19 protein-coding genes are annotated in these 20833 nt (G+C 43.8%); 14 read left to right on the top strand and 5 right to left on the bottom strand.

Features of this window, described 5'->3' with window-relative positions; all coding sequences use genetic code 11:
* Window positions 1–30: 30 nt before the first annotated feature.
* Window positions 31–327, bottom strand: a complete 297-nt coding sequence (locus tag FS818_RS20485) for a hypothetical protein (protein WP_145334178.1) — start codon at window positions 325–327, stop codon at window positions 31–33.
* A 206-nt stretch (window positions 328–533) separates the two neighbouring features.
* Between FS818_RS20485 and FS818_RS20480 the strand changes: the two genes are divergently transcribed.
* The 4 genes from FS818_RS20480 to FS818_RS20465 all read left to right on the top strand — a co-directional run bounded on the left by FS818_RS20480 (window position 534) and on the right by FS818_RS20465 (window position 5060).
* Window positions 534–2105, top strand: coding sequence for a DUF6359 domain-containing protein (locus FS818_RS20480; protein ID WP_145334176.1), 1572 nt, complete (start codon window positions 534–536; stop codon window positions 2103–2105).
* A 162-nt stretch (window positions 2106–2267) separates the two neighbouring features.
* The gene (locus FS818_RS20475; protein WP_145334174.1) at window positions 2268–2816 is read left to right on the top strand and encodes a hypothetical protein; all 549 of its coding nucleotides are present in this window, start codon (window positions 2268–2270) and stop codon (window positions 2814–2816) included.
* Window positions 2817–2953: 137 nt separating this feature from the next.
* A complete protein-coding gene (cdaS, locus tag FS818_RS20470) occupies window positions 2954–3589 on the top strand; it encodes a sporulation-specific diadenylate cyclase CdaS (protein ID WP_145334172.1) in 636 nt (211 codons plus the stop codon).
* Between the two features lie 364 nt (window positions 3590–3953).
* Window positions 3954–5060, top strand: a complete 1107-nt coding sequence (locus FS818_RS20465) for a Leu/Phe/Val dehydrogenase (RefSeq protein ID WP_145334170.1) — start codon at window positions 3954–3956, stop codon at window positions 5058–5060.
* 251 nt (window positions 5061–5311) lie between these two features.
* Here the strand turns inward: FS818_RS20465 and FS818_RS20460 are convergent, their stop codons facing one another.
* Both FS818_RS20460 and FS818_RS20455 read right to left on the bottom strand, forming a co-directional pair.
* Entirely contained in the window at window positions 5312–6718 is a 1407-nt protein-coding gene (locus FS818_RS20460) for an MFS transporter (RefSeq protein ID WP_186375557.1), read from the bottom strand.
* Between the two features lie 84 nt (window positions 6719–6802).
* A complete protein-coding gene (locus FS818_RS20455; RefSeq protein ID WP_145334166.1) occupies window positions 6803–8044 on the bottom strand; it encodes an ATP-grasp domain-containing protein in 1242 nt (413 codons plus the stop codon).
* Between the two features lie 202 nt (window positions 8045–8246).
* Between FS818_RS20455 and FS818_RS20450 the strand changes: the two genes are divergently transcribed.
* Together FS818_RS20450 and FS818_RS20445 are read left to right on the top strand one after the other, a co-directional pair.
* Window positions 8247–8810 (top strand): hypothetical protein, encoded by a 564-nt coding sequence (locus tag FS818_RS20450; protein ID WP_090918912.1) that lies wholly within the window; start codon window positions 8247–8249, stop codon window positions 8808–8810.
* Complete coding sequence (locus FS818_RS20445) at window positions 8807–9217, top strand: DUF2000 family protein (protein WP_145334164.1); 411 nt, start codon at window positions 8807–8809, stop codon at window positions 9215–9217. The genes FS818_RS20450 and FS818_RS20445 overlap by 4 nt, the downstream gene beginning before the upstream one ends.
* Window positions 9218–9677: 460 nt before the next feature.
* Here the strand turns inward: FS818_RS20445 and FS818_RS20440 are convergent, their stop codons facing one another.
* Window positions 9678–10898, bottom strand: a complete 1221-nt coding sequence (locus tag FS818_RS20440) for an MFS transporter (protein WP_145334162.1) — start codon at window positions 10896–10898, stop codon at window positions 9678–9680.
* 417 nt (window positions 10899–11315) lie between these two features.
* Between FS818_RS20440 and FS818_RS20435 the strand changes: the two genes are divergently transcribed.
* Complete coding sequence (locus tag FS818_RS20435; RefSeq protein WP_145334160.1) at window positions 11316–11897, top strand: TetR/AcrR family transcriptional regulator; 582 nt, start codon at window positions 11316–11318, stop codon at window positions 11895–11897.
* Window positions 11898–12016: 119 nt separating this feature from the next.
* Here FS818_RS20435 and FS818_RS20430 read toward each other — a convergent pair whose 3' ends face one another.
* Window positions 12017–13141 carry an LLM class flavin-dependent oxidoreductase gene (locus FS818_RS20430; RefSeq protein WP_145334158.1) on the bottom strand — a complete coding sequence of 375 codons (1125 nt, stop codon included), beginning with the start codon at window positions 13139–13141 and terminating at the stop codon, window positions 12017–12019.
* Between the two features lie 293 nt (window positions 13142–13434).
* On the opposite strand from FS818_RS20430, the gene FS818_RS20425 reads away from it, so the two are divergent.
* The 7 genes from FS818_RS20425 to FS818_RS20395 all read left to right on the top strand — a co-directional run bounded on the left by FS818_RS20425 (window position 13435) and on the right by FS818_RS20395 (window position 20789).
* Window positions 13435–14820, top strand: a complete 1386-nt coding sequence (locus FS818_RS20425) for a helix-turn-helix domain-containing protein (protein WP_145334156.1) — start codon at window positions 13435–13437, stop codon at window positions 14818–14820.
* Between the two features lie 256 nt (window positions 14821–15076).
* Complete coding sequence (locus FS818_RS20420; RefSeq protein ID WP_145334154.1) at window positions 15077–16447, top strand: helix-turn-helix domain-containing protein; 1371 nt, start codon at window positions 15077–15079, stop codon at window positions 16445–16447.
* A gap of 29 nt (window positions 16448–16476) precedes the next feature.
* Window positions 16477–17832 (top strand): helix-turn-helix domain-containing protein, encoded by a 1356-nt coding sequence (locus FS818_RS20415; RefSeq protein ID WP_145334152.1) that lies wholly within the window; start codon window positions 16477–16479, stop codon window positions 17830–17832.
* Window positions 17833–17865: 33 nt separating this feature from the next.
* Window positions 17866–19212 carry a helix-turn-helix domain-containing protein gene (locus FS818_RS20410; RefSeq protein ID WP_145334150.1) on the top strand — a complete coding sequence of 449 codons (1347 nt, stop codon included), beginning with the start codon at window positions 17866–17868 and terminating at the stop codon, window positions 19210–19212.
* A gap of 62 nt (window positions 19213–19274) precedes the next feature.
* Complete coding sequence (locus tag FS818_RS29525; RefSeq protein ID WP_313960298.1) at window positions 19275–19586, top strand: aspartyl-phosphate phosphatase Spo0E family protein; 312 nt, start codon at window positions 19275–19277, stop codon at window positions 19584–19586.
* Window positions 19587–19754: 168 nt separating this feature from the next.
* Entirely contained in the window at window positions 19755–20441 is a 687-nt protein-coding gene (locus FS818_RS20400) for a hypothetical protein (RefSeq protein WP_145334148.1), read from the top strand.
* Between the two features lie 78 nt (window positions 20442–20519).
* On the top strand, window positions 20520–20789 hold the full coding sequence (locus FS818_RS20395) for a hypothetical protein (RefSeq protein WP_145334146.1): 270 nt from the start codon (window positions 20520–20522) through the stop codon (window positions 20787–20789).
* Window positions 20790–20833 lie beyond the last annotated feature (44 nt).

Raw genomic sequence — 20833 nt, 5'->3', positions numbered from 1 at the left:
AACGTCGGTAAATTGCAATGCCTAACTGAGCTATAACTCAACTTTTTTCGAAAATAGGCTTTTCCACAGCACATATGGGATATAAACGCCCAAGTAGGAAGCAGGGATCAGAAACCAGCGGTTAAGCAAAAAGTGATGAATTTCCGTAGTGAACGTCGTCATATGAGAATTAGTGGCATAGACATCGCCGGCAATAACCGTTGCCACACTATAGAAGCATAGAATAGCAAGGAGATGGAACAGCCGTACTGCCCATTGGGTTCGAAGTGCTATGAACGTCATGGCAAGTGGCACGATGATGAGGAGTAACAAAAAAACTATTTTCATAAAGGGAAATCTCCTTCTCTATTAGAGGTCATTCTAGACTTAACAAACCGTATTCATTATCGAGTCATATAGGAGTCAGTATAGACAAAAGGGAGCTTTCTTAAAATTTTTCAAAAATTTTACATAAACCGAGAGGAATTCATCATGTGAAGCTTTAAATTAGATAGGGACAAGCATCATACGTTATGAAGGAGGAGAAAGGGTATATGAAAAAGGCGTTAAGGCAGCACTGGATCGGGGCATTCCTGGTCTTTGTTATGATGGCAACAACGTTACTGGCTCCGGGGATTCAGGCTCCGGTTCAAGCCGCGGCACCACTTACCGTATCACAAGCCATTGCTGCCCAGAGCAGCGGAGGCACAGCAACCGTCGAAGGTTATGTTGTGGGACATGCAACCGGGTCACTGACGGCCAAGTTTACCTCACCGTATGCCAATGATTTCAATGTGCTGATTGCGGATGCTGCATCCGAGCGCTCGAACGCCAAACTGCTGGATGTGCAAGTTTCTTCTTCTTTCCGAGCTCAATACGGACTGGCTTCAAACCCTGGTCTGGTAGGAAAAAAAATTATCGTAACGGGAACGCTTGGCGCATATAACAGCTATGCCGGTGTCAAAAATCCTACGTCGATTACCCTTTCTTCAGGTACCACAAATCCTGACCCCGAGCCAAATCCGAATCCGGGCACACCTCTTCCGGGCGGCAACGGCAAAAAAGTGCTGTTTGATAACACGCATGCTCAGACCGCAGGTGCGGCGGACTGGATTATCGATGGAGCTTTTTCAGACTTTGCGAATGGTTTGCGAAACGCAGGCTTTACCGTGGATCAGCTGGAACGCAGCATCCCGTATACATTTGGTGAGCAAGCGTACACCTATAACAAATTGAAAGACTATGACGTGTTTGTCATTGGCGAGGCCAACGTGCCATTCAAGGCCACGGAGCAGGCTGCGCTCCTGCAATACGTACAAAATGGCGGTAGTGTGTTCTTCATCTCCGATCACTACAATGCAGACCGGAACAAAAACCGCTGGGATTCTTCCGAAGTGTTCAACGGCTACCGCCGCGGTGCTTTCCTGAATCCAGCCAAAGGCATGTCCTCTGCCGAAGCGGAATCCCCGGCGATGCAAGGCGTGACCAGTTCCGACTGGCTCGGAACGAACTTCGGTGTTCGTTTCCGCTATAACGCGCTGGGTGATGTGAATGCCACAGATATCGTTGCGCCATCACAAGCTTTTGGCATCACGACAGGAGTACAAGCTGTAGCCATGCACGCCGGATCAACGATTGCCATTCTGGACCCGAACAAAGCTAAAGGTTTGGTTTATGTTCCAACGGGCGTGTCCAAATGGAATAACGCCGTTGATCAGGGCGTATATAGCGGTGGCGGAAGAGCAGAAGGGGCGTACGCCGCGGTTGCGAAAGTAGGCGCAGGAAAAGCGGCGTTCATCGGTGATTCCTCTCCGGTTGAAGATGCGTCGCCAAAGTATTTGCGTGAAGAAAACGGAGCCACCAAGAAAACCTATGATGGTTTCAAGGAAGTGGACGACGCCATATTCCTCGTGAATACGGTGAAATGGCTCGCGGTCAAAGAAAGTTACACCAGCCTGTCCCAAGTGCCAGGTCTGACCCTTGATACAGCAACAAGCTTGTTGCCAATGGAGACACCAGCAAGTTCCACCGAGCCACAGCTTGAGCCGTGGGCTGCGCCGGCGGCAGGGTACAAATGGTATGATCCAACGACATTTAAAGCCGGTTCTTACGGCAAGGCTCAATAGAAATTTACCAGAGTCAGAAATGGCATCAGACAATTTTCGCAAAGAAGCTGGGGTTCGTCACCCGGCTTCTTCGTGTATTTTACGCAACCTTTACATACATCTAACGTTGTTTGTTTATATAAGCGATGTGACCGCACGTAAACGGCAAAGGAGAGATTAAAGATGAAAAGAGAATTAAGAATGTTGCTTTTTCTGTCAGGCATTCTTGTAATTTTGGTTGCTTGCGGAAATGAAGCCAAGAATAATACAAATCCAAATGAGGCCGTGGATGAGCAAGCAATCGAGCAGCAACAGAAAGAAGACAAAGAAGAAAATAAAATAGACCAAGAACAAAACAGTCCTGATTCCCCGGCTCTTGCTGACTTTGAAAGAGGAGTGTTCATTGATTTTGAGAAAGAGAGGGACCCTCTGCTGAATGACCAGATCAAGAACGTTTTGAAGAAATATCTGGTTGCACAGGCTCATTCAGATGAAAAAACATTCCGCAGTACGTTCAAAGATTCCGAAACTGCTGATGCCTATATGTGGAGCTATGATGGAGATTATAAGTTTACAGATATAAATCATATCTCGAAAGATGAAACGAAAAACCATATACTCGTTACGGTCGAAGGCGAAATGATAAGAGAGAATAAGATAGAGCATGCGGCGGTAACCGTATATTTCGTAGCGGATCAATTGGGGAAATGGAGTGTTATAGCTGTGGATTAATTTTGCATAAATCTTGCCTCTTCGGGGGAAGGTAGGGGTACTAATCATGGAGTTGGAGCCGGAGAGCAGATGATTCACAAAGCAGTCAGGTTTGAAGGCAGATGTGTACCAATTTAAGAAGAGGGGGCGGGCACAAGATGAATCAGCACACGGGACAAGCAGACTGTGACAGTTCTCTGATGCGGCAAAAGTTAAAGGCGGACCTGCACCGTGTAGCAGAACGAATGAATGTGACGTTATCGCGCTTTGACCATGACAGTGTCTGTTTGCTGGGACAGTTTGCGGAGATTCGTGCCGAGATCAAGCACATTGAAGTGCTTGCTTCTTCTTTTTATCTCGACTGTTATTTGTCCCCGTTTACCGAGAAGTTTGCAGAACTGACGTCCAGTGTGCAGCATCTATCCGACCGCAGGTATGGAGCGCTGATTGTCATTGAACGGGAGGTTCCGCTGGAGACGATGATTCATTCCGGTGTAGCGGTGGATGCCAAAGTAACTCACGCGTTACTCGAATCGCTCTTCATTCCCGGTGCGCCACTACATGATGGAGCTGTGCTGATTCGTGGCAACCAGATTGTGTCTGCCGGCAATGTGCTGCCGTTATCCCAAGCCGAAGCCCACGAACGAAAGCTGGGCACACGCCACCGGGCGGCACTCGGATTAAGCGAGTTGACCGATGCGGTAGTGCTGGTAGTCTCGGAAGAGACAGGGCAGGCTTCTTTTGCGGTGGATGGGGCGTTGCATCCGATCAATGTGGTTGAAACGCTGACCTAGAGCGTAGAGCGAGATAGCGATATGGTGAGATGGCGAGGGTACATAGGTATACAATTGTGAGCATATGAGTACATGAGCGTATCGACCTGCCTATGCATCCAGAGCGAGTTATTGGAGAGGCTGACCAGTCACAGGGTGACAGGCGGAGCCTCTTTTTGCTATGGTGAGATTCCGTTCCTCAAGGTATTCGTCTGGTTTGCTTTGGCTTGGATACGAATGCAGAGGAGTCCAAAAGCGAACATCGTGATGTGATTTTGCACAAACTGGGTGGATATGGGTACAATAGAGGGTGGAACGTAAATAGGAACGCTAGAATTCGACGCTGCGATTTATCGCAAAAATGGTTAGAGGAGACGGTTAGCACATGAGTTGGTTTGAAGCAATGGAGCGACATGATTATGAGGAACTGGTTCTGTGCCAGGATCGAAATTCGGGCTTGAAGGCCATCATCGCCATACACGATACAACACTTGGGCCTGCGCTAGGCGGTACACGGATGTGGACATACGCTTCTGAGGAAGCTGCCATCGAAGATGCACTGCGTCTTGCTCGGGGCATGACATATAAAAATGCAGTATCCGGCCTCAATCTGGGCGGGGGTAAAACCGTAATTATCGGAGATCCGCGTCGTGACAAAAATGAAGCCATGTTCCGCGCCTTCGGCCGTTACATTCAAGGGTTGAATGGCCGTTACATCACTGCCGAGGATGTGGGAACGACGGAAGAGGACATGAATCTGATCTATCAGGAGACTGATTATGTCACAGGAATCTCAGCTAGCTATGGCTCATCTGGCAACCCTTCCCCTGCAACGGCTTGGGGGGTATACCGCGGCATCAAGGCCGCTGCGAAGGAAGCGTTCGGCACCGATCTGCTGGAAGGCAAAACGATTGCCGTCCAAGGCGTAGGCAACGTAGCGATGCATCTGTGCAAGTATCTGTACGAGGAAGGCGCACACCTTATCGTAACGGATATCCATAAGGATTCCGTGAAGCTGGCGGTGGAACGTTTTGGCGCCAAGGCGGTTGATCCGGAAGATATAACAAGCGTCGAATGTGATATCTATGCGCCATGTGCGCTCGGCGGCACAATTAATGATGATACACTTAAGACGCTGAAAGCCAAAGTGATCGCAGGTTGTGCGAACAATCAGCTACTGGAGCCGCGCCATGGGGATGAGCTGTATCAGCGAGGCATCGTGTACGCGCCGGATTATGTCATTAACGCAGGCGGTGTGATCAACATTGCGGATGAGCTGAACGGATATCATGAAGAGCGAGCATGGGCGAAGATCGGCGAGATTTACACCACGCTGGAGAAAATTTTCGAAAGCTCCCGTACCGAAGGCATTGCCACTTATGTGGCGGCAGACCGTCTTGCGGAGCAACGGATCGAGATGATGAAGAACACGCGTAGCACCTTTTTGCAAAATGGTCATCACGCATTAAGTGCACGCAGGCTGCGTAAATAAATGCGGCCAGCCGAGCAACCGAGAGCTAGACTCATGTACGACAACGTGTAAGACGATAGGTAAGACGAGCAGATGAACTAAAGGGACAATTCTGAAGGTTTGGTCAAACGAACGTAGTAACCTCCGAAAAACGCATTTTTGGAGGTTATTCGTGCAGACCCCATTCAGTATTGTCCCTTTTTGGTGTGATTGCTCGTTTTTCGTTTTAGCTTAAAACTTAAGTAGAGGTTCTTATAAACCGAGGCTTGGACTTAGACACTTTTCGTGTATTCAGGCGATTCAATTCCCTGTTTATTCATGGCGTTTTTTTCAATATACCAGAGCAGCACCATACACACGGCATAGAACAGGCTGATCCCCAGAATAATGATCCATACACTCTTCATATCCACACTTCGAATGAACAGACCCGTCAGATAAGGGCTAAGGGTATATCCCAGACAGCCGACAAACAACAGCAAGCCGTTAAATCTCCCCTGATGGCTGTCGGGCACGCGGGATGCAATATACAGATTGATATTGGTCTGCACCAGAATCTCTCCAATCGTCCAGAGCACCGTGGATACCACAACGATAGCAAATTGAGGCCAATCCCCGAGCAGATATAGCACGCCAAATCCGATACCATAAAAGAGCGCGCCTGCCGCGATGGAGTTTAGAGCCGTGAAGTTACGGGTCACCGATAGCACCAGCGTGGTCAGAAGAATGACACTGATTGCATTAATGGTCATGACAGAGCCATAGTAAGCTGCTCCATGTTCACCGAACGTCTGATTCATCTGCAAGGGTAGGCTGAACGAGTATTGCATGTAAATAAAATAGTTAAGAAAAGATACCACGATGAAAAATACAACAAGTGGATTCTTCAGCAGCATAGGGAACAATGGCGAAGGCAAAGACTCTGATCCTTGTTGCTGCCTGGATGGAGAGCGACCTTGTTTATGTTGTTGTTGTTGTTGTTGTTGTTGTTGTCCCGGCTGCTGATCTTCTTGGTGTTGCTGCTTCCCATATGGTTGTTGTTCCCCCTGCGGTTGCTGTGTGTGATGTCCCCGTTCCCCGGTCGTAGTCTGCGTTGCTTGGCCGCCCGCGCCAACATGAACCTTTTTCCAAATGATGAAGGTAGAGATCAGAAATACGGTACCGATACTCAGAAAGACGATATGCACGTAATCCTTGATAAAAAAGCCGGCAATCAGTGGCCCGAGCGCGATACCCAGGTTGGCTCCGAGATACATCAGGGAAAAGGCCGTTTTCCGCTCCTTCTCTTCCGGGCATAACTGAATAATTAAGGCGTTATACGCCGGGCGTGTAATACTGATGAAGAACATGACCGCAATCAGAAGATAACCGATGGTCATCGTGCCTGACCAGAAGGAGCAGCTCATGATCATGAGGGCAGACAACGCTTGCCCGGAGACAATGATCGTTTTTTTGCCAATCAGATCACTTAAATAACCGCCAAGCAGTACACCGGGGCCGCTAATCAGAGCTGCCATGGATACAAAAATTCCCGCACTGACCACACTCATGCCCATCTGCAGCGTAAGCACCAAGGTGATCAGGGAGAAAATAAAATCCCCCGTGCTGTTAATGGTTCTCGCCAAGCAGAGATAATAGATGCCGCGGCTGAGTCCCGCGTATGTTTTGAATAAAGACAATCGTTTCAAACCTCCCCAAGAAAAACACAATCCCAGTAAAAAAAACACTACGTTAAGCTCGATCTCTATTGCGTATTGATGATCTTATACGTTTTCGGGAACCGCCACCTCAATGACGAATCGATCATACATCTCCAGTAACGTCTGACGTAATTCCTCAAACGAATCACCTTCCACAATAGCGAACCCTGAGCGGGTCATCGTGTCGTTTACAGCCCCGGCGTGCTGCCCCACTTCATAGGAGACGTTAAATTCAATGATGCCCGGAACATCCTTATAATCGTCTCTCCCCGAGATGTGCTGGATCACTCCTGCGCGGGAGGGGAAGCAGATCATACCCGTGAATTTGTTGCTGGTTTCCTGCTGCATGAAGGTATATGTACCGAGTTCCAGATCCGTCACTGCTTCGAAAAAGTCCACACCATGCGTGTTCTTGATGCAAGGCGGCATCACGTGTGAACCCCCGATTCTGGCTCCAATCTCTCCGAAAACTACTTCGCCTTCCGGCGTGAGAAACAGCTCCGCATGGGTCACCGATTGATTGATGCCAAGCGCGGCAATAACTTGTCTGTTGATGTCCTGGATATGCTGGATAAAATCCGCTTCTGTGCCTTTGGGGAAGGTAATGCTAGCCGGAGGTTTCTGCTGCGTTGCGATATCCAGACAGTTGTAGAGATATTGGGAAACGGAAGCAAAGACCACCTCTCCTTTGCACACAATAGAGTCACAGTGGAACTCTGTCCCGTAAATGAACTCCTCAAGCAGATCTCGTTGCTGTTCTTGTCTTGTATGCTGAAGATAATGTAATAGTTCTTCCATGCTGGATAGTTTGAACGTGTTGATACTGCCGTAACCGCTGAGCGGCTTCACGATGATAGGGAACCCATACGTAGCGGAGAAACGAAGATAGTCCTGTTGCTGGAGTGCGATGGCCGTTCTGGAGGTACGGATTCCGCGCTGATGTAACATTTGTTTCATAATCCACTTGTTCCGAACCGCCTCGGCCTGATTGCGTTGCATGCCCGGAATGCCGAACTCGGAACGGAGTTGTCCGCCGATCTCAATGGCATTCTCACCCGGAGTTAACAGAGCAACGATGGAGTGAGATTGCAGGATTTGCTGCATATGTGCCCGGATAGCGTCCACAGATTCGAGATGATCAACGTATCTAATTTCATCAAAATAAGCTTCAAGCTGTTCAGGGTGATGTAATTGATGGCGTTCAATAATCAGAATCTTTCGGCAGTCTGTATATTTGGTCAAGGGTTTCACGAAGTTTAAACCAAAGGGAAGCCTGAAATCAGATATGTATACGATCGTTTTCATATGTCCTCCTGGATAAAATTTGAAATAATGAATGGTTTTCACAACATTATAGCTTATTATTTTCCATTTTCAATACATTATTTGTAAAATTTTATGCACGATTGTACATATTTTTGTTGCGTTGAAGTGTTAATTGACAGCAGGAATTTTTTGGTATAGTATCGTACCGAATTGGAAAATAAATGGGAGGTAATGGAGAAAAATGGATATAAATAAAGAGAAATATGCCATACTGGGCACATTGGGTGACGATGAAGGATTCCTGACTTGCAGCATGCATATTGCGAAAAAAATGGATAATTCTGATATGATTAAGCCATACCCCGAATTCGAAGCGGCTGCAGAAGACCTGAAATCCGGTGCGATTTCCTGCCTGCTGGTGCCTGGAGCGTATCCGAAGCTGAACAGTTTCATTATGGATTCAGATCTGGTTGTGTCTGAAAGTTTTGTAGAGAAGATCCCTGCACTGGTGCTGTCCGGCTTCCACGCCGCTTGTCCAGAGCAGATTGATACGATTTTTCATCATCCGGCAACTACATACTTGTTATCTGAACTGAATATTGCCTATAGAGAGAACAGCACAGTATCATCCAACCCGGAAGCCTGCAGGCAGGTTATGCTGAATACAGAGACCTCCATTGCGCTCACGAACCAGCTCTGTGCGGATCATTATGGACTGGTAACGTATAAAGTACTGCGTGAAGGCATTCAAATGCCATGGGTATGTTTTACGAAAAAACCACAGAGGGTGAATGCACTCGTATGAAGAGAATTGCAATTATACTGGATAAAAATCTGGAGCAAGGAGCCGCGGCCAATGTGGCCGCGCTGCTTATGGGACAAGCTGCCCTGAACGAACCGGAGTTATATGCCGATCAGCCTGTACGGGATCAGAGCGGCATTCAACATGCTGGCATCCGCTATAGCACCGTTATTCTGAAGGCGGGGGAGAATCAACTGATCAATCTGGCCAAGACCTGTGCCGAGAATCAGGACGGATTGAAACATCTTGTTTTTACACAGACAGGGCAGTCCCTGAATAACGCTTTTGAACAATATGCAAGTGAAATTGCATCGATGACATTGGAGGCGACCAAAGTCGTAGGTGTCATTGTATGGGGAGAAGACGAGTCCGTTCGGATGGCGACCAAGAAGTTCAGTGTGATGAAATAGTGCCATGAAATAAGGCAGGTTTGGGGATACGCTTTAAAAGGAGTACAGCGAGCTGGGTATAGCTACAGCATTCAGGCTGTCGCGCCTGGCTGGAACGGAATAGAACAGAGTGGAGATTAGCGCAGGACAGAACGATTTGTCCGCACGGGGCACGAAACATAAGGGATACGAACATAACAAGAAGGGCAGAAGCGATCCTATGGATGGCCTCTGCCCTTGCTTTGTATAGGGAGCATTTTTTAGATGAATGCTCTGTATCTGGTGATGCAAATGGGATGCAGGAGCAGCGACCGCATGGAAAGGTAAAGATAGAAGTATAGGTAAAGTATAGACTGGTACGGGCAAAGACAAAGGCAAGGGAAAGGACAAAGATAAAGAAAAGATAAAGGTACAGGTCCAGGCACAGATAAAGATAAAGATAAAGATAAAGGTGCTGATACAGGTACAGATCAGATACAGGTTATTTGCCGCTTACAGCCGTGATCTTTTTCTCCGTGAAGTAGTATAACAGCGCGAGCAGTGGCATGATTAGACCGATCAGTGTCGTGAGGCTCCAGCCCCCATGGGCATATGACCAGCTACCAAGTGAAGAACCGATGGCCCCACCGATGAAAAAGATCGACATAAACAGGCCATTCACACGTCCTCTTGCTTCGTTCCCGAGGGAGTAGATGATGCGTTGACCCAGCACCAGATTACCGGAAACAGCCATATCCAGCGTAATGGCGACCACAACCAACAGGATCAGGGCTGGTGTAGAATGGCTCTGGAACACATACGCTAGACCAAAGGAGGCTGCGGCAATGATCATAGCGGCTCCGGTGAGCACTCGGGTATAACCGCGGTCTGCCCATCTTCCGGCAATCGGGGCGGCAATGGCGCCGCCTACCCCAGCGAGAGCAAACCAGGCGATCCCTTGCTGCGACAGGCCAAAGTCGTTTGCGAGCCGAAGAGGCACCGTCGTCCAGAACAGGCTGAATGCACCGAACAAGCTGGCCTGATAGAACGCGCGACGCCGTAACATCGGCAGGGTACGAAGCAGTGTACCGAGGGAGATAATCAATTGTCCATAAGTCAGGTTCGGATCAGGCTGACGGGCTGGAAGTGCCCGCGACAGTAGCAGCATGAGCAATGCGATCACCACGGCCGAGAATGCAAAGACCGCTTGCCAGCCGAACACGCTGGTAATAAAGCTGGCGACAGGGCGTGCGAGCATTATGCCAAGCAGCAGACCGCTCATCACATTGCCGACCACCTGTCCGCGTTGCTCTTCGGAAGTCAGGTAGGTCGCATATGGCACCAAAATCTGTGCAACGACAGAACCGATACCAATGAGCAGTGAAGCCGTCAGAAAGAGGAAAGCACTGGTGGAGAAGGTGGCGGTGATCAGCGCTACCACAAGTACAATGAGAAACAGAACCATTAAACGGCGATTTTCAATAATGTCGCTGAGCGGCACGATGAACAGCAGACCAATGACATATCCAATCTGTGTCAGTGTTACGATTAATCCGGCTGCGGCAGACGAGAGACCTGTAGTGCTGCTGATCGGCCCAAGAACGGTCTGAGCATAATACAGGTTGGCTACGATCAGACCGCAGGAAGCAGCAAGCAGGAAAATAATCCAGGCAGGCACGGTCGTCTGAGTCTGGTTAGTACTTTGTTTCTGTGTGGTATCCATAAGATCAACCTCCAATAATAGTTATCGTAATTCAGCTACCATTTGTACTGCGAATTAAGGGTGGTTTGAATTAATACACGTTCCGTTTACTAATTACACCTAAATAATATACGATACGTTTAGTATTGTAAATAGGCAGTTACAGAACCAAGTGATTTTACATAAAGATGACGGACATATAATGACATTGCGTGAGCTTAAAAATGTATATTGACGCTGCATTTTAGTATAATGAACGTATCGTTTTGTTAATTTTATTTTTTTTAGCTATTTTAGCTGAACTATTTTTACACAGATAACGGAGAGGACAGAAAAAATCTGGGAATAACAGCGATTGAAAGGTTATTCTGTCATTGAAGTGGTTGTGTAAATACTTTAGTTCAGCCTATATAGATGATTACAATGGAGGGGTCAGCAATGACTGCAAAAAGAGGACGTCCCCGCAACATGGAAACCCAGAATGCCATTCTGGCGGCGGCATATGAACTGTTGCTTGAGGATGGGTTCGCGGCGGTGACGATTGAAAAGATTGCCGAACGTGCACAGGTCAGCAAAGCCACCATCTACAAATGGTGGCCAAGTAAAGGTGCTGTTATGCTGGACGGGTACATGTCGGCGTTAACGGCCAGGTTGCCTGTGCCGGATACGGGATCTGTATATGAGGATGTGCGTGCTCATGCAGGGAACCTGGTTCAATTTTTGACAAGTGCCGAAGGGAAAGTCATTACACAGATCATCGGAGAAGGGCAGTCTGATCCCGTTCTAGCGGAAGAATACCGTAGCAGATATATTCAACCGCGCCGCCGTGAAGCATGGGGCATTCTGGAGAAAGGCGTGGCACGTGGCGAGTTGAAGCAAGGACTGGATATTGGACTGTATATCGACATGATCTATGGGCCTGTATTTTACCGGATGCTGGTCACGGGTGAGCCGATGGATGATACGTTTGTGGAGCTGTTGCTAAGTACCGTATTTAAAGGCATCGGATCTGAGGCATAGCAAGAAGTGATAGCCAACATGGGATCAATGAAGGAAGAGAAGAAGAGGAAAAGGAAGAGGGCAAATCGGAAGAAGACCGAATTACCCGGAGATACGGTTACTGCGTGGCCAGACGAAGTCTATACCTGGAAGATCGGGGAGATGGCAGTGGGCCATGTGTCCGTCTCTTGAGGGATGAAGGAAGTTTCGTACTCGTTTAAAACGGGGGGATCATTCCACACCGAACTTGGCAGTTCGCGTCGTAATACAGGGGCCACTTCTGTGGCAAAACGTTCCACTTGCTCCAGTTGCTCGCTATGCGTGAGTCCGTCAACGCTTATACTGAGCACCTGGTGCCCGTAAGCGGCATGATAGTCCAGGATCTTGGCGATCACCTGCTCCGGGCTGCCGATCAGAACCGGGCCGCGGGCGATGTTGTCCTCCAGATCCGTAAAAGGAGACTGATTATGCTGTGCCGCCGCGGTAGCATGAAATGCTTCGTAATATGGCTTGTAACGGCGAATGGCTTCTTCGCCCGTGCTCGCAAGATAGAGGCTGCCAGCACCAGAACCAATTACAGCTTGTTGTGCATCATGACCATAATAAGTGAGGCGCTCGCGGTAATGGTCGATCAAAGCTTTGTATTTGGCCTGAGGGTGAAAAGAATTCGAGGTGAACAGCGGCTCACCGTATTTGGCAGCCAGTTCTGTAGATAATGTGCTTGACGCACTTCCATGCCAGATCGGAATGGACTTTTGAAGGGGTCTCGGCCACGTTGTCACTCCATCAAGTGGAGGGCGGTATGTCCCTTCCCAGGTGACATTCTCTTCCGACCACAGCCGCTTTAGCAGATGGTAGCGTTCATCCAGAGAGTCCCACTGCTGCTCTTCACGAATGCCAAACAGCGGATAGTGACGCGGGTCATTACCTTTGCCGATAATCAGCTCCAGACGTCCACCCGACAACTGATCCAGCGTAGCGTAATCCTCGGCAACCCGAACCGGATCAAGAATGCTGAGAACCGTAACCGTGGTCAGCAGACGAATCCGTGAGGTGGCCGCAGCAATCGCTGTTAACACAACCGGCGGCGATGATGACAGAAAGGGTGCACCGTGTCGCTCACCAATGCCATAGGCGTCGAACCCCAGTCGCTCAGCGAGCTGAGCCTGCTGCAGGATGTTATGGAATTTCTGCTGAGTCGTCAAAACTTCTCCTGTGACGGCATTAGGTAGATTCATCATGAGGCTAAACAAGGCAAATTTCATTGGATGTACTCCCTTGCTTGTATAAAAGTGTCTGTCCGTGTTGTATAATCCTATGGAAATAGTAGGATATTGAAGTTGGAATAACTGTATCACGTTCCCGTCCATTCTTCTAATGGATTTTTTCTATAAGCAATTCGGGGCGAAGACAAGCTGGAGATATAGAAGTTTTGAAGTTTGCATAAAAATGTAAATTTATTGCCACGATTGTTATTGACCACTGTAAAATTTAGGATTAAAATTGGTCTAATCATATAAATTCAAATTTTTGGATTTTAATTGTGGAGGTGGGATACATGGAACCTGCAACTACGATACGCTCAACGATTGAAGATTACATCAGGAAACAGGGATATACCCTTCAATATTTTGCAGATATATCGGGAGTGAACGCTGGAACGCTTAGCGCCATTATTAAGGGAACACGCCCCATCGCCATGGCGCAGCTTGATCTGATTACCCAGGGCATGAATCTGGAGGAAGGCTACTTCTACGAGACGTACGGTGCGGAGTGCTTCGTAGAGTCGGCTCCACACTGGCGAAGGCTTGAGCCTTTCCTGCAACGCTGTGCAGAATTGGACAAGCTGGACTGCATCCAGCGGGTCATTCAGCAGGTAACGGACGATCGCTCCTATATCTCTGAACTATTCGAGATGGCCGAAGGTATGCTGGAGCGCGGTCAGCAGCAAGCTGCCCGCATGTTATATGAGTGCGTAGCCGAATGCGAGAAATACCAGCATTCCGAGCGCCTGGCCCTCTGCCAGTACCGCATCTTCACCCTCTCTCTTGGCCAGAATCAGCATGATAATCTCCGTGCCGCCGTGCATTTCGAGCCATATATTAATCGTTTGGATGAAGAGAGGCAACTGGATGCGATTAAGGATTTGGCAAATACGTATCTGGCTTTAAGGTATTGGGACAAGGTATTTGATCTGTCTGAAGAATTAGATCAGAAAACTAAAATCTTGCAAGCATATACAAAGAAAAAAATAGACAAAAGTGATAGACTCACTGCCTATCCTTTGTTCGTATATAGAGCTTATTCCAATTTGCTTAAATCATCTGCATGTGAGAGACAGGGACGTTATGAGGAGGCATTAATCTATACAGAGATCTATGCCAAGCTTGCTAACATCTCGGAACCAGATGATGAAGATCAGATTTACATTGATAAATTTGCGGGCTGGACGGAAGCTAATACTTATTTATATAAATTGATGATGGGTGACCACAGCATTTTACCTGCTTACGTGGAATTTATCGAGAGAAATGAAAAAGAAATTCTACCTGCAATGATTAATATTTTAGAAACAGCTAACAAGTTTGATAAGAATATTGATGAGATTTTGTGTAAATTCAGCGATCGAATTAGTTTAGAAATAACGCATTTAAGTGGATATACTGAGCAGGTTAAACTCGACATGTATACTACTTTCTTGTTAGAGCGTTCAATTTATCACTTGAATCGATGCGAATATCCTGAGGGACTAAAGCAACTTATGAATTGCCTAGAAGAGTCAGTTAAATTAAAGAACCAAACTGATATTATTCATTGCATTTCATTATATGAAAAGTATAGAACGATGAGTACCAATGAAATAGAACATCAATACAAACTTATAATGATGGGAGTTCAGAAATCTTATGAAAAAAAAGAGAATCCTGTATTTAATCTTGCTTAGCTTCATTTTTATTAATATAACTAGTCTGGGTTATTTTGATAGTGAATCAACCTTGTATTCATTGCTTTCTGTTCATGGTGGGGGTAGTTTATAACTACTAGAGAAATTTTTAAAATGTTCAAAGAGGTTTACTTTCAAGTAATGAGAGTAAGCCTTTTTGTCTTTTCATAGATTGACCAATGTAAAATACAGGATTAAAATAACATTTATTATATCAAATTGAAATATAAGTGGTTTGGATGGCGGAGGTGTCATAATGGAATTGGTACCTACAATAAGAACACATATTGAGAAATATATGAGAGAACAAAATCTCAAGTTGCAACATTTTTCCGATATTACAGGAATTAATGTTGGGACATTAAGCGCTATTCTTAAGGGTAGCAGACCAATGTCTATAAACCAACTGAATCAAATTACTTCTGCAATGGGATTAGAAAAAGGTTATTTTTATGAAACTTACGGAGTAGAGTCCTTCATTGAATCTGCGCCCCACTGGAGACGTTTGGAACCATACCTATACGAGTGTGCTGAACTAGGTAAATTGCATTGTATACAAAAAGTTATCACTCATGTAACGGACGATCGATCTTATATAGAAGAGTTATTTGAAGTAGCTGAAGGCTTCTTTGCGAGAGGTTTAAATGAAGCAGCTCTTATTTTATATGAGTGTGTTGCAGACAGTGAGAAATATCAACACTCAGAGCGGTTGGCCTTATGCCAGTACCGCATTTTCCTGCTTCATAAAACACTGAGCAAATTTGATAATCTTAAAGCGGCAATAAAGTTTGAACCTTATATTGAAAAATTAAATGAGGAAGTACAATTAGATGCTATCAAGGATGTAGCAAATCTTTATGCAACTATACATGTGTGGGATAGAGTATTAGATTTGGCTGAAAAGTTGGAACAAAGAGTTGAGTTTCAACTACACTTTCGCTCCGGCAAGAGGAAAACCAAACCAAGAGTCTCATTTTACCCAATATTTAGTTATAGAGCTTATGCAAATTTGTTAAAGGCAACTGTATCCGAAAAACGTAAACAATACAGGCAGGCTTTGAAGTACACAGATGTTTATGAGGATATTATGGATGAAATTGAAAACCCGACAGAGGAAGAGCAAGAATTGATAGAGCGATTCAAGGGCTGGGCTGAGGGCAATCGATATTTATATACATTATTGTTGGGCGATTTCAATATTCTAGATGATTATTTAAGCTACCTAAATGCCAATTCTAAAGAAATCTTAACAGCATTCGTATATATTGTGAAGGCTGCTAACCAGTGCTCATACGATATTGACAGGGCATTAGATAAATTTAAAACTCATATAAATAACATAAAAGTGGAAAATTATGTAAAGGGGACATACAACGAGGAGACATTGAATCTTAGATATATACGCTTATTTTACGAACTAGCAAAATACAGATTAAGTCAAAACCAAATCCAGCAGGGGATCGAACATTTAATTACTAGTTTCGAACGATCTGTCTCAAGTAATGATGACATGATGTGTATCAAATGCATTGATTTATACGGAAAATATAGAGATCAGGCCAGTAAGACCCAGGAAGAGCAGTATGCAAAACTAATAGATAAGTTAAGTGTACCGACTTTTCAATAGTAAAAAATCTGGGGAGGACTATAAAGACAATGTCCAATATACGTTCCTATATTGAAGATTACTTGAAGAATAAGGGATATAAGCTACAGCAATTTTCAGAAATGGCTGACATTAATGTTGGTACATTAAGTGCGATCATCAAAGGAACTAGACTTATGTCAATGAATCAACTAGACCAAATCACATCAGCATTGGGTTTGGAAGAGGGATACTTTTATGAAATATATGGAGTTGAATGTTTTATTGAATCTGCGCCCCATTGGAGGCGATTAGAACCGTTTATATATCGTTGTGCTGAACTTGGTAAGCTGGATATTATACAACAAGTCATTACTCATGTAACAGACGATCAATCCTATATTGATGAGTTATTTAATGTGGCAGAGAGTCTCTTTAATAAAAGCATAAATGAAGCGGCACTCATTTTATATAAATGTGTGGCCGGCAGTGAGAAGTATCAACACTCGGAGCGGTTGGCCCTTTGCCAATACCGCATTTTCTTGCTTCATAAAACACTGAGTAAATATGATAATCTTAATGCAGCAGTAAAGTTCGAACTGTATATTGATAAATTAAATGAAGAAGTGCAATTGGATGCAATTAAAGACTTGGCTAACGTGTATATGACGATACATTTGTGGGATAAGGTTGATGCATGGGCACGGGAACTGGAACGGAAAGCTGAATTTCAATTAGAAATACAATCCCGTAGGCGAAAAAATAAAAGAAGGCTAACAGCCTATCCTCTTTTTACATATACAGCCTATGCAAACTTAATGATATCGACTGTATATGAGACCGGCGGGGAATTTGATAAGGCCATAAAGTATATGCAGAAATACATGAGGATAATTGAAATTGAGAATCCTACACAAGAGGATCAAGAAATAATAGATTTATTCAAAAAATGGGGGGAGGGTAATCGACTGTTGTACCAATTAATGCTTGGTCAAGAAAATGTAATAGATGCTTATTTGGATTATATCGAAAACAACCCTTCAGAAATATTAGCTGGATTGGTTAATATTTTGCAGTCGGCTAATCAGTATTCCTTTAACATTGACTATGCTTTAATTCGATTCGAAAATCAGATCAAATTAATTAATACGGATATGCACAATAAAAGTGGATATAACGATCAAATGTTTAACCGCGTGCATCAAGAATTTTATTATGAATTGGCAAGGTATCAAATGAAAAAACGTAATTATTCATTTGGAATGGATGCCTTACTTGTATGTTTAGAGCTCTCTTCTTTAAGTAAAGATGATCTGATGTGCATTAAATGTTTGGATATGTACGGGGAGTATCGGAGCGAAGCCGATGAAACACAAATGGAAAAGTATAAAAATGTAATAGAAAAGTTAAGCACACCAACTTTTTGATAATGAAATATCTGGGGAGGGGCGGTGAAGGAAATGTCCAATATACGTTCCTATATTGAAAATCACTTGAAGAATAAGGGATATAAACTACAGCAATTTTCAGAAATCGCTGACATTAATGTGGGCACATTAAGTGCGATCATCAAAGGAACTAGGCTTATTTCAATGAACCAACTAGACCAGATTGCCTCTGCAATGGGTTTGGAACAGGGGTACTTTTATGATGTGTATGGTGTGGAATGTTTTATTGAGTCTGCACCCCATTGGAGACGTTTAGAACCGTTTATATACCGTTGCGCTGAGCTTGACAAGCTGGATATTATTCAACAAGTCATTACTCATGTGACAGATGATCATTCATATATAGATGAGTTGTTTGAAGTAGCCGAAGATTTATGTAACAAAGGAATGAAGCAAGCAGCGCTTATTCTGTATCAATGTGTGTCTGAATGCGAAAAATATCAGCACTCTGAACGCTTGGCTATGTGTCAGTATCGTATATTTCTGATTAGTATGGGTTATGACCAAAAAGAAAACAGAAGAATTATTTCAAAGTTTGAACCTTTTATAGAGCGATTAGATCAGGACTATCAATTGGATGCAATTAAGGATTTGGCGAATGCTTACTGGGGGTTGCATGAGTGGAATAAAATGAAGGATTTATCGCAAGAACTTGAGAGACGAGCTAACCTGGCTATGAAACAAACTAAAAAGCGTGTATCTAAATCTCAATATCCTTTCTTCGTATACAAAGCCTATGCCAACTTACTTTTTTCTAACTATTGTGATTATGCTAAAAATTACAAAGAAGCCTTAAAGTACACTGATATATATGAGAAAATCATTGAGAATGAAGCGAAAGTTTATGCAGATTATGAAGTTCTTCATAAATTTAGAGAATGGGCGAAATTCAACAAATGTTTGTATAAAGTCATGATGGGAAGAAAAGAGGTCATCCCTGAATACATCACTTACATTGAACATAGTGAAGAGGAAATTCTCCCTGCAATGGTCAAAATTCTTCAATCAGCAAATAGATATCAATATGATATAGATGAGGTGTTGATTAGATTTAAAGCTCAAATCGATGCTAAATTCAGTGACGTACGTTCACAAGGAAGATACACTATACAGAGTTGGTATTATCGAAGAGTGGTGCTATTCTACGAATTGGCTTTTTACTACTTTAACAAGAAGAGGTTTGAACTCGGAGCTACTTCTCTGTTAACAAGTTTAGAGTTAAGTATTTTTGTCAAAGATGACGTTCTGATCTCAAAATGTGTAAATCTCTATGGGCAGTTTAAGGAGCATTTAACTAATCAAGATCATGATAAATATAGAATACTAATAGATAATATTTATATAGAAGCGAGTTTATAGTTTAGCCTACTGCAACCAGTAGGCTATTTTTTATTTTTACTTTCTTGAAAAGATAGAGCGCGATGCCTTTTTCTAAAGAATTATTTTTACAGTATTATGCAAAACATAATATGTTCTTAAAAGTACTTTCCATCATTAGCAAAACTAAACAACATACTTATTTTAAAAGTTTTCTAGAATCTCCTAGAGGGGTACATGCCATGAGAGAACTGAGTATCTTAAAAGACCAAATCGAGCAAGGTCGGCAAGAGTTGAGTCGCTTGATAGATCAATATGGAATCCCGAATGTGAAAGTGCTTGAGCAGTCTATGGCGTTGGATGAGCTAATTAATGAGTATAATCGGAGTTTCTTAGGGATGAGCATGAAGCGATAAAAAGTTTTGTAAAGTTAACCAAAAACGTACTCATACTAAACATAGTATTTGGATGGTTAAGATAAAATTGTATTATTATTCATAAAAAGTATGTTTAAGTTTCTTTTGAAAACAATTATATAATTGTTTCGGGCCCATTCACAATTATAAAAAATGGAGGTTTTATCTATGAAAAATTACGGAAAAATTTTATTAACAGCAATTATGATTTCTTCCTTATATTCAACGGTGGCAGCTGCTTCATCTGAAGGACAAGATTTAAGTACAAATACGCCTGAAATAATGATTAATAATGAAATTTCTCAAACATCTACAATAGGTATTTTTGATCCTAATTTTAAAGAAAAAGCTATTTCACAAGGACTTGATTCTGAAACAATTATTGCAGGGTATTATGTTCCTTTTGATAAGACGCGTTCCAATCTATCAAGCGATCAGGTGCTTCCTTCTGCGTTAGGAGATGTCTATCTGAAAAACATTGATATGACCCAAATTACTGGAAACGTTATTGAGCGTGCAGTTGGAAAAGGTCCAGCTCCTTTGTCCTTGTCTGTTGTTGATGGTGTGGCTACTACGTTCTCTGCTGAAATTTCTTCTAAAGCAGGGTTGGGAGGTGCAGAGATTGCTGCGAAGTTAGGCACGACCTACCAGGCAACTCGTAACTTTAACAAAACATATGGCCCAATCCAAATTCCTGCGAATAAAACATATACCATTTACTGCGCACCAACATATAACTACTACTCGTTTCAGATATGGAAACAAGGCTTTTTTTCTGATTCTTATATTGGTACTTATGAGTATAAAGAACCAACGGGGTTATACTTTTACTGGCAAGATACTACTGGCTGGTAACTAGACTTAATTTCATAATTTTGGTAATATAATAACGCATACAATAGCGATACTATATTACTAAAGGAGAATTTAAATTTGAAAAGTAAAATGAATTCCTTAGTGCCTTTTATATGTTCTATTGTATTATTTGTTATTGGATTTCAGTTTATTGCTCAAAGTACTGATTGGGGTATGGACAAAGCTATGTTGGTTTTGGCAGAATACCAAAATGTAAAGTCTGATACCTTTGATATCCTTGGTAGTTTTATAAACTCAGAGATTTGGTCGTATAAAATTGAAGGAATATTATTGATATTTTTAGGGATGTTAATGTTGTATTTAGCAAATTCATTACGAAATAAATAAGGCAGGGCTGTCCCATAAGTCATAAAATTGGCTAGGGACAGCTC

Source organism: Paenibacillus xylanexedens (assembly GCF_007680605.1).
Taxonomy (GTDB): Bacteria; Bacillota; Bacilli; order Paenibacillales; family Paenibacillaceae; genus Paenibacillus; species Paenibacillus xylanexedens_B.
Note: the sequence above shows the minus strand (reverse complement) of the source record. Positions and strands in the feature narration are given on the sequence as shown.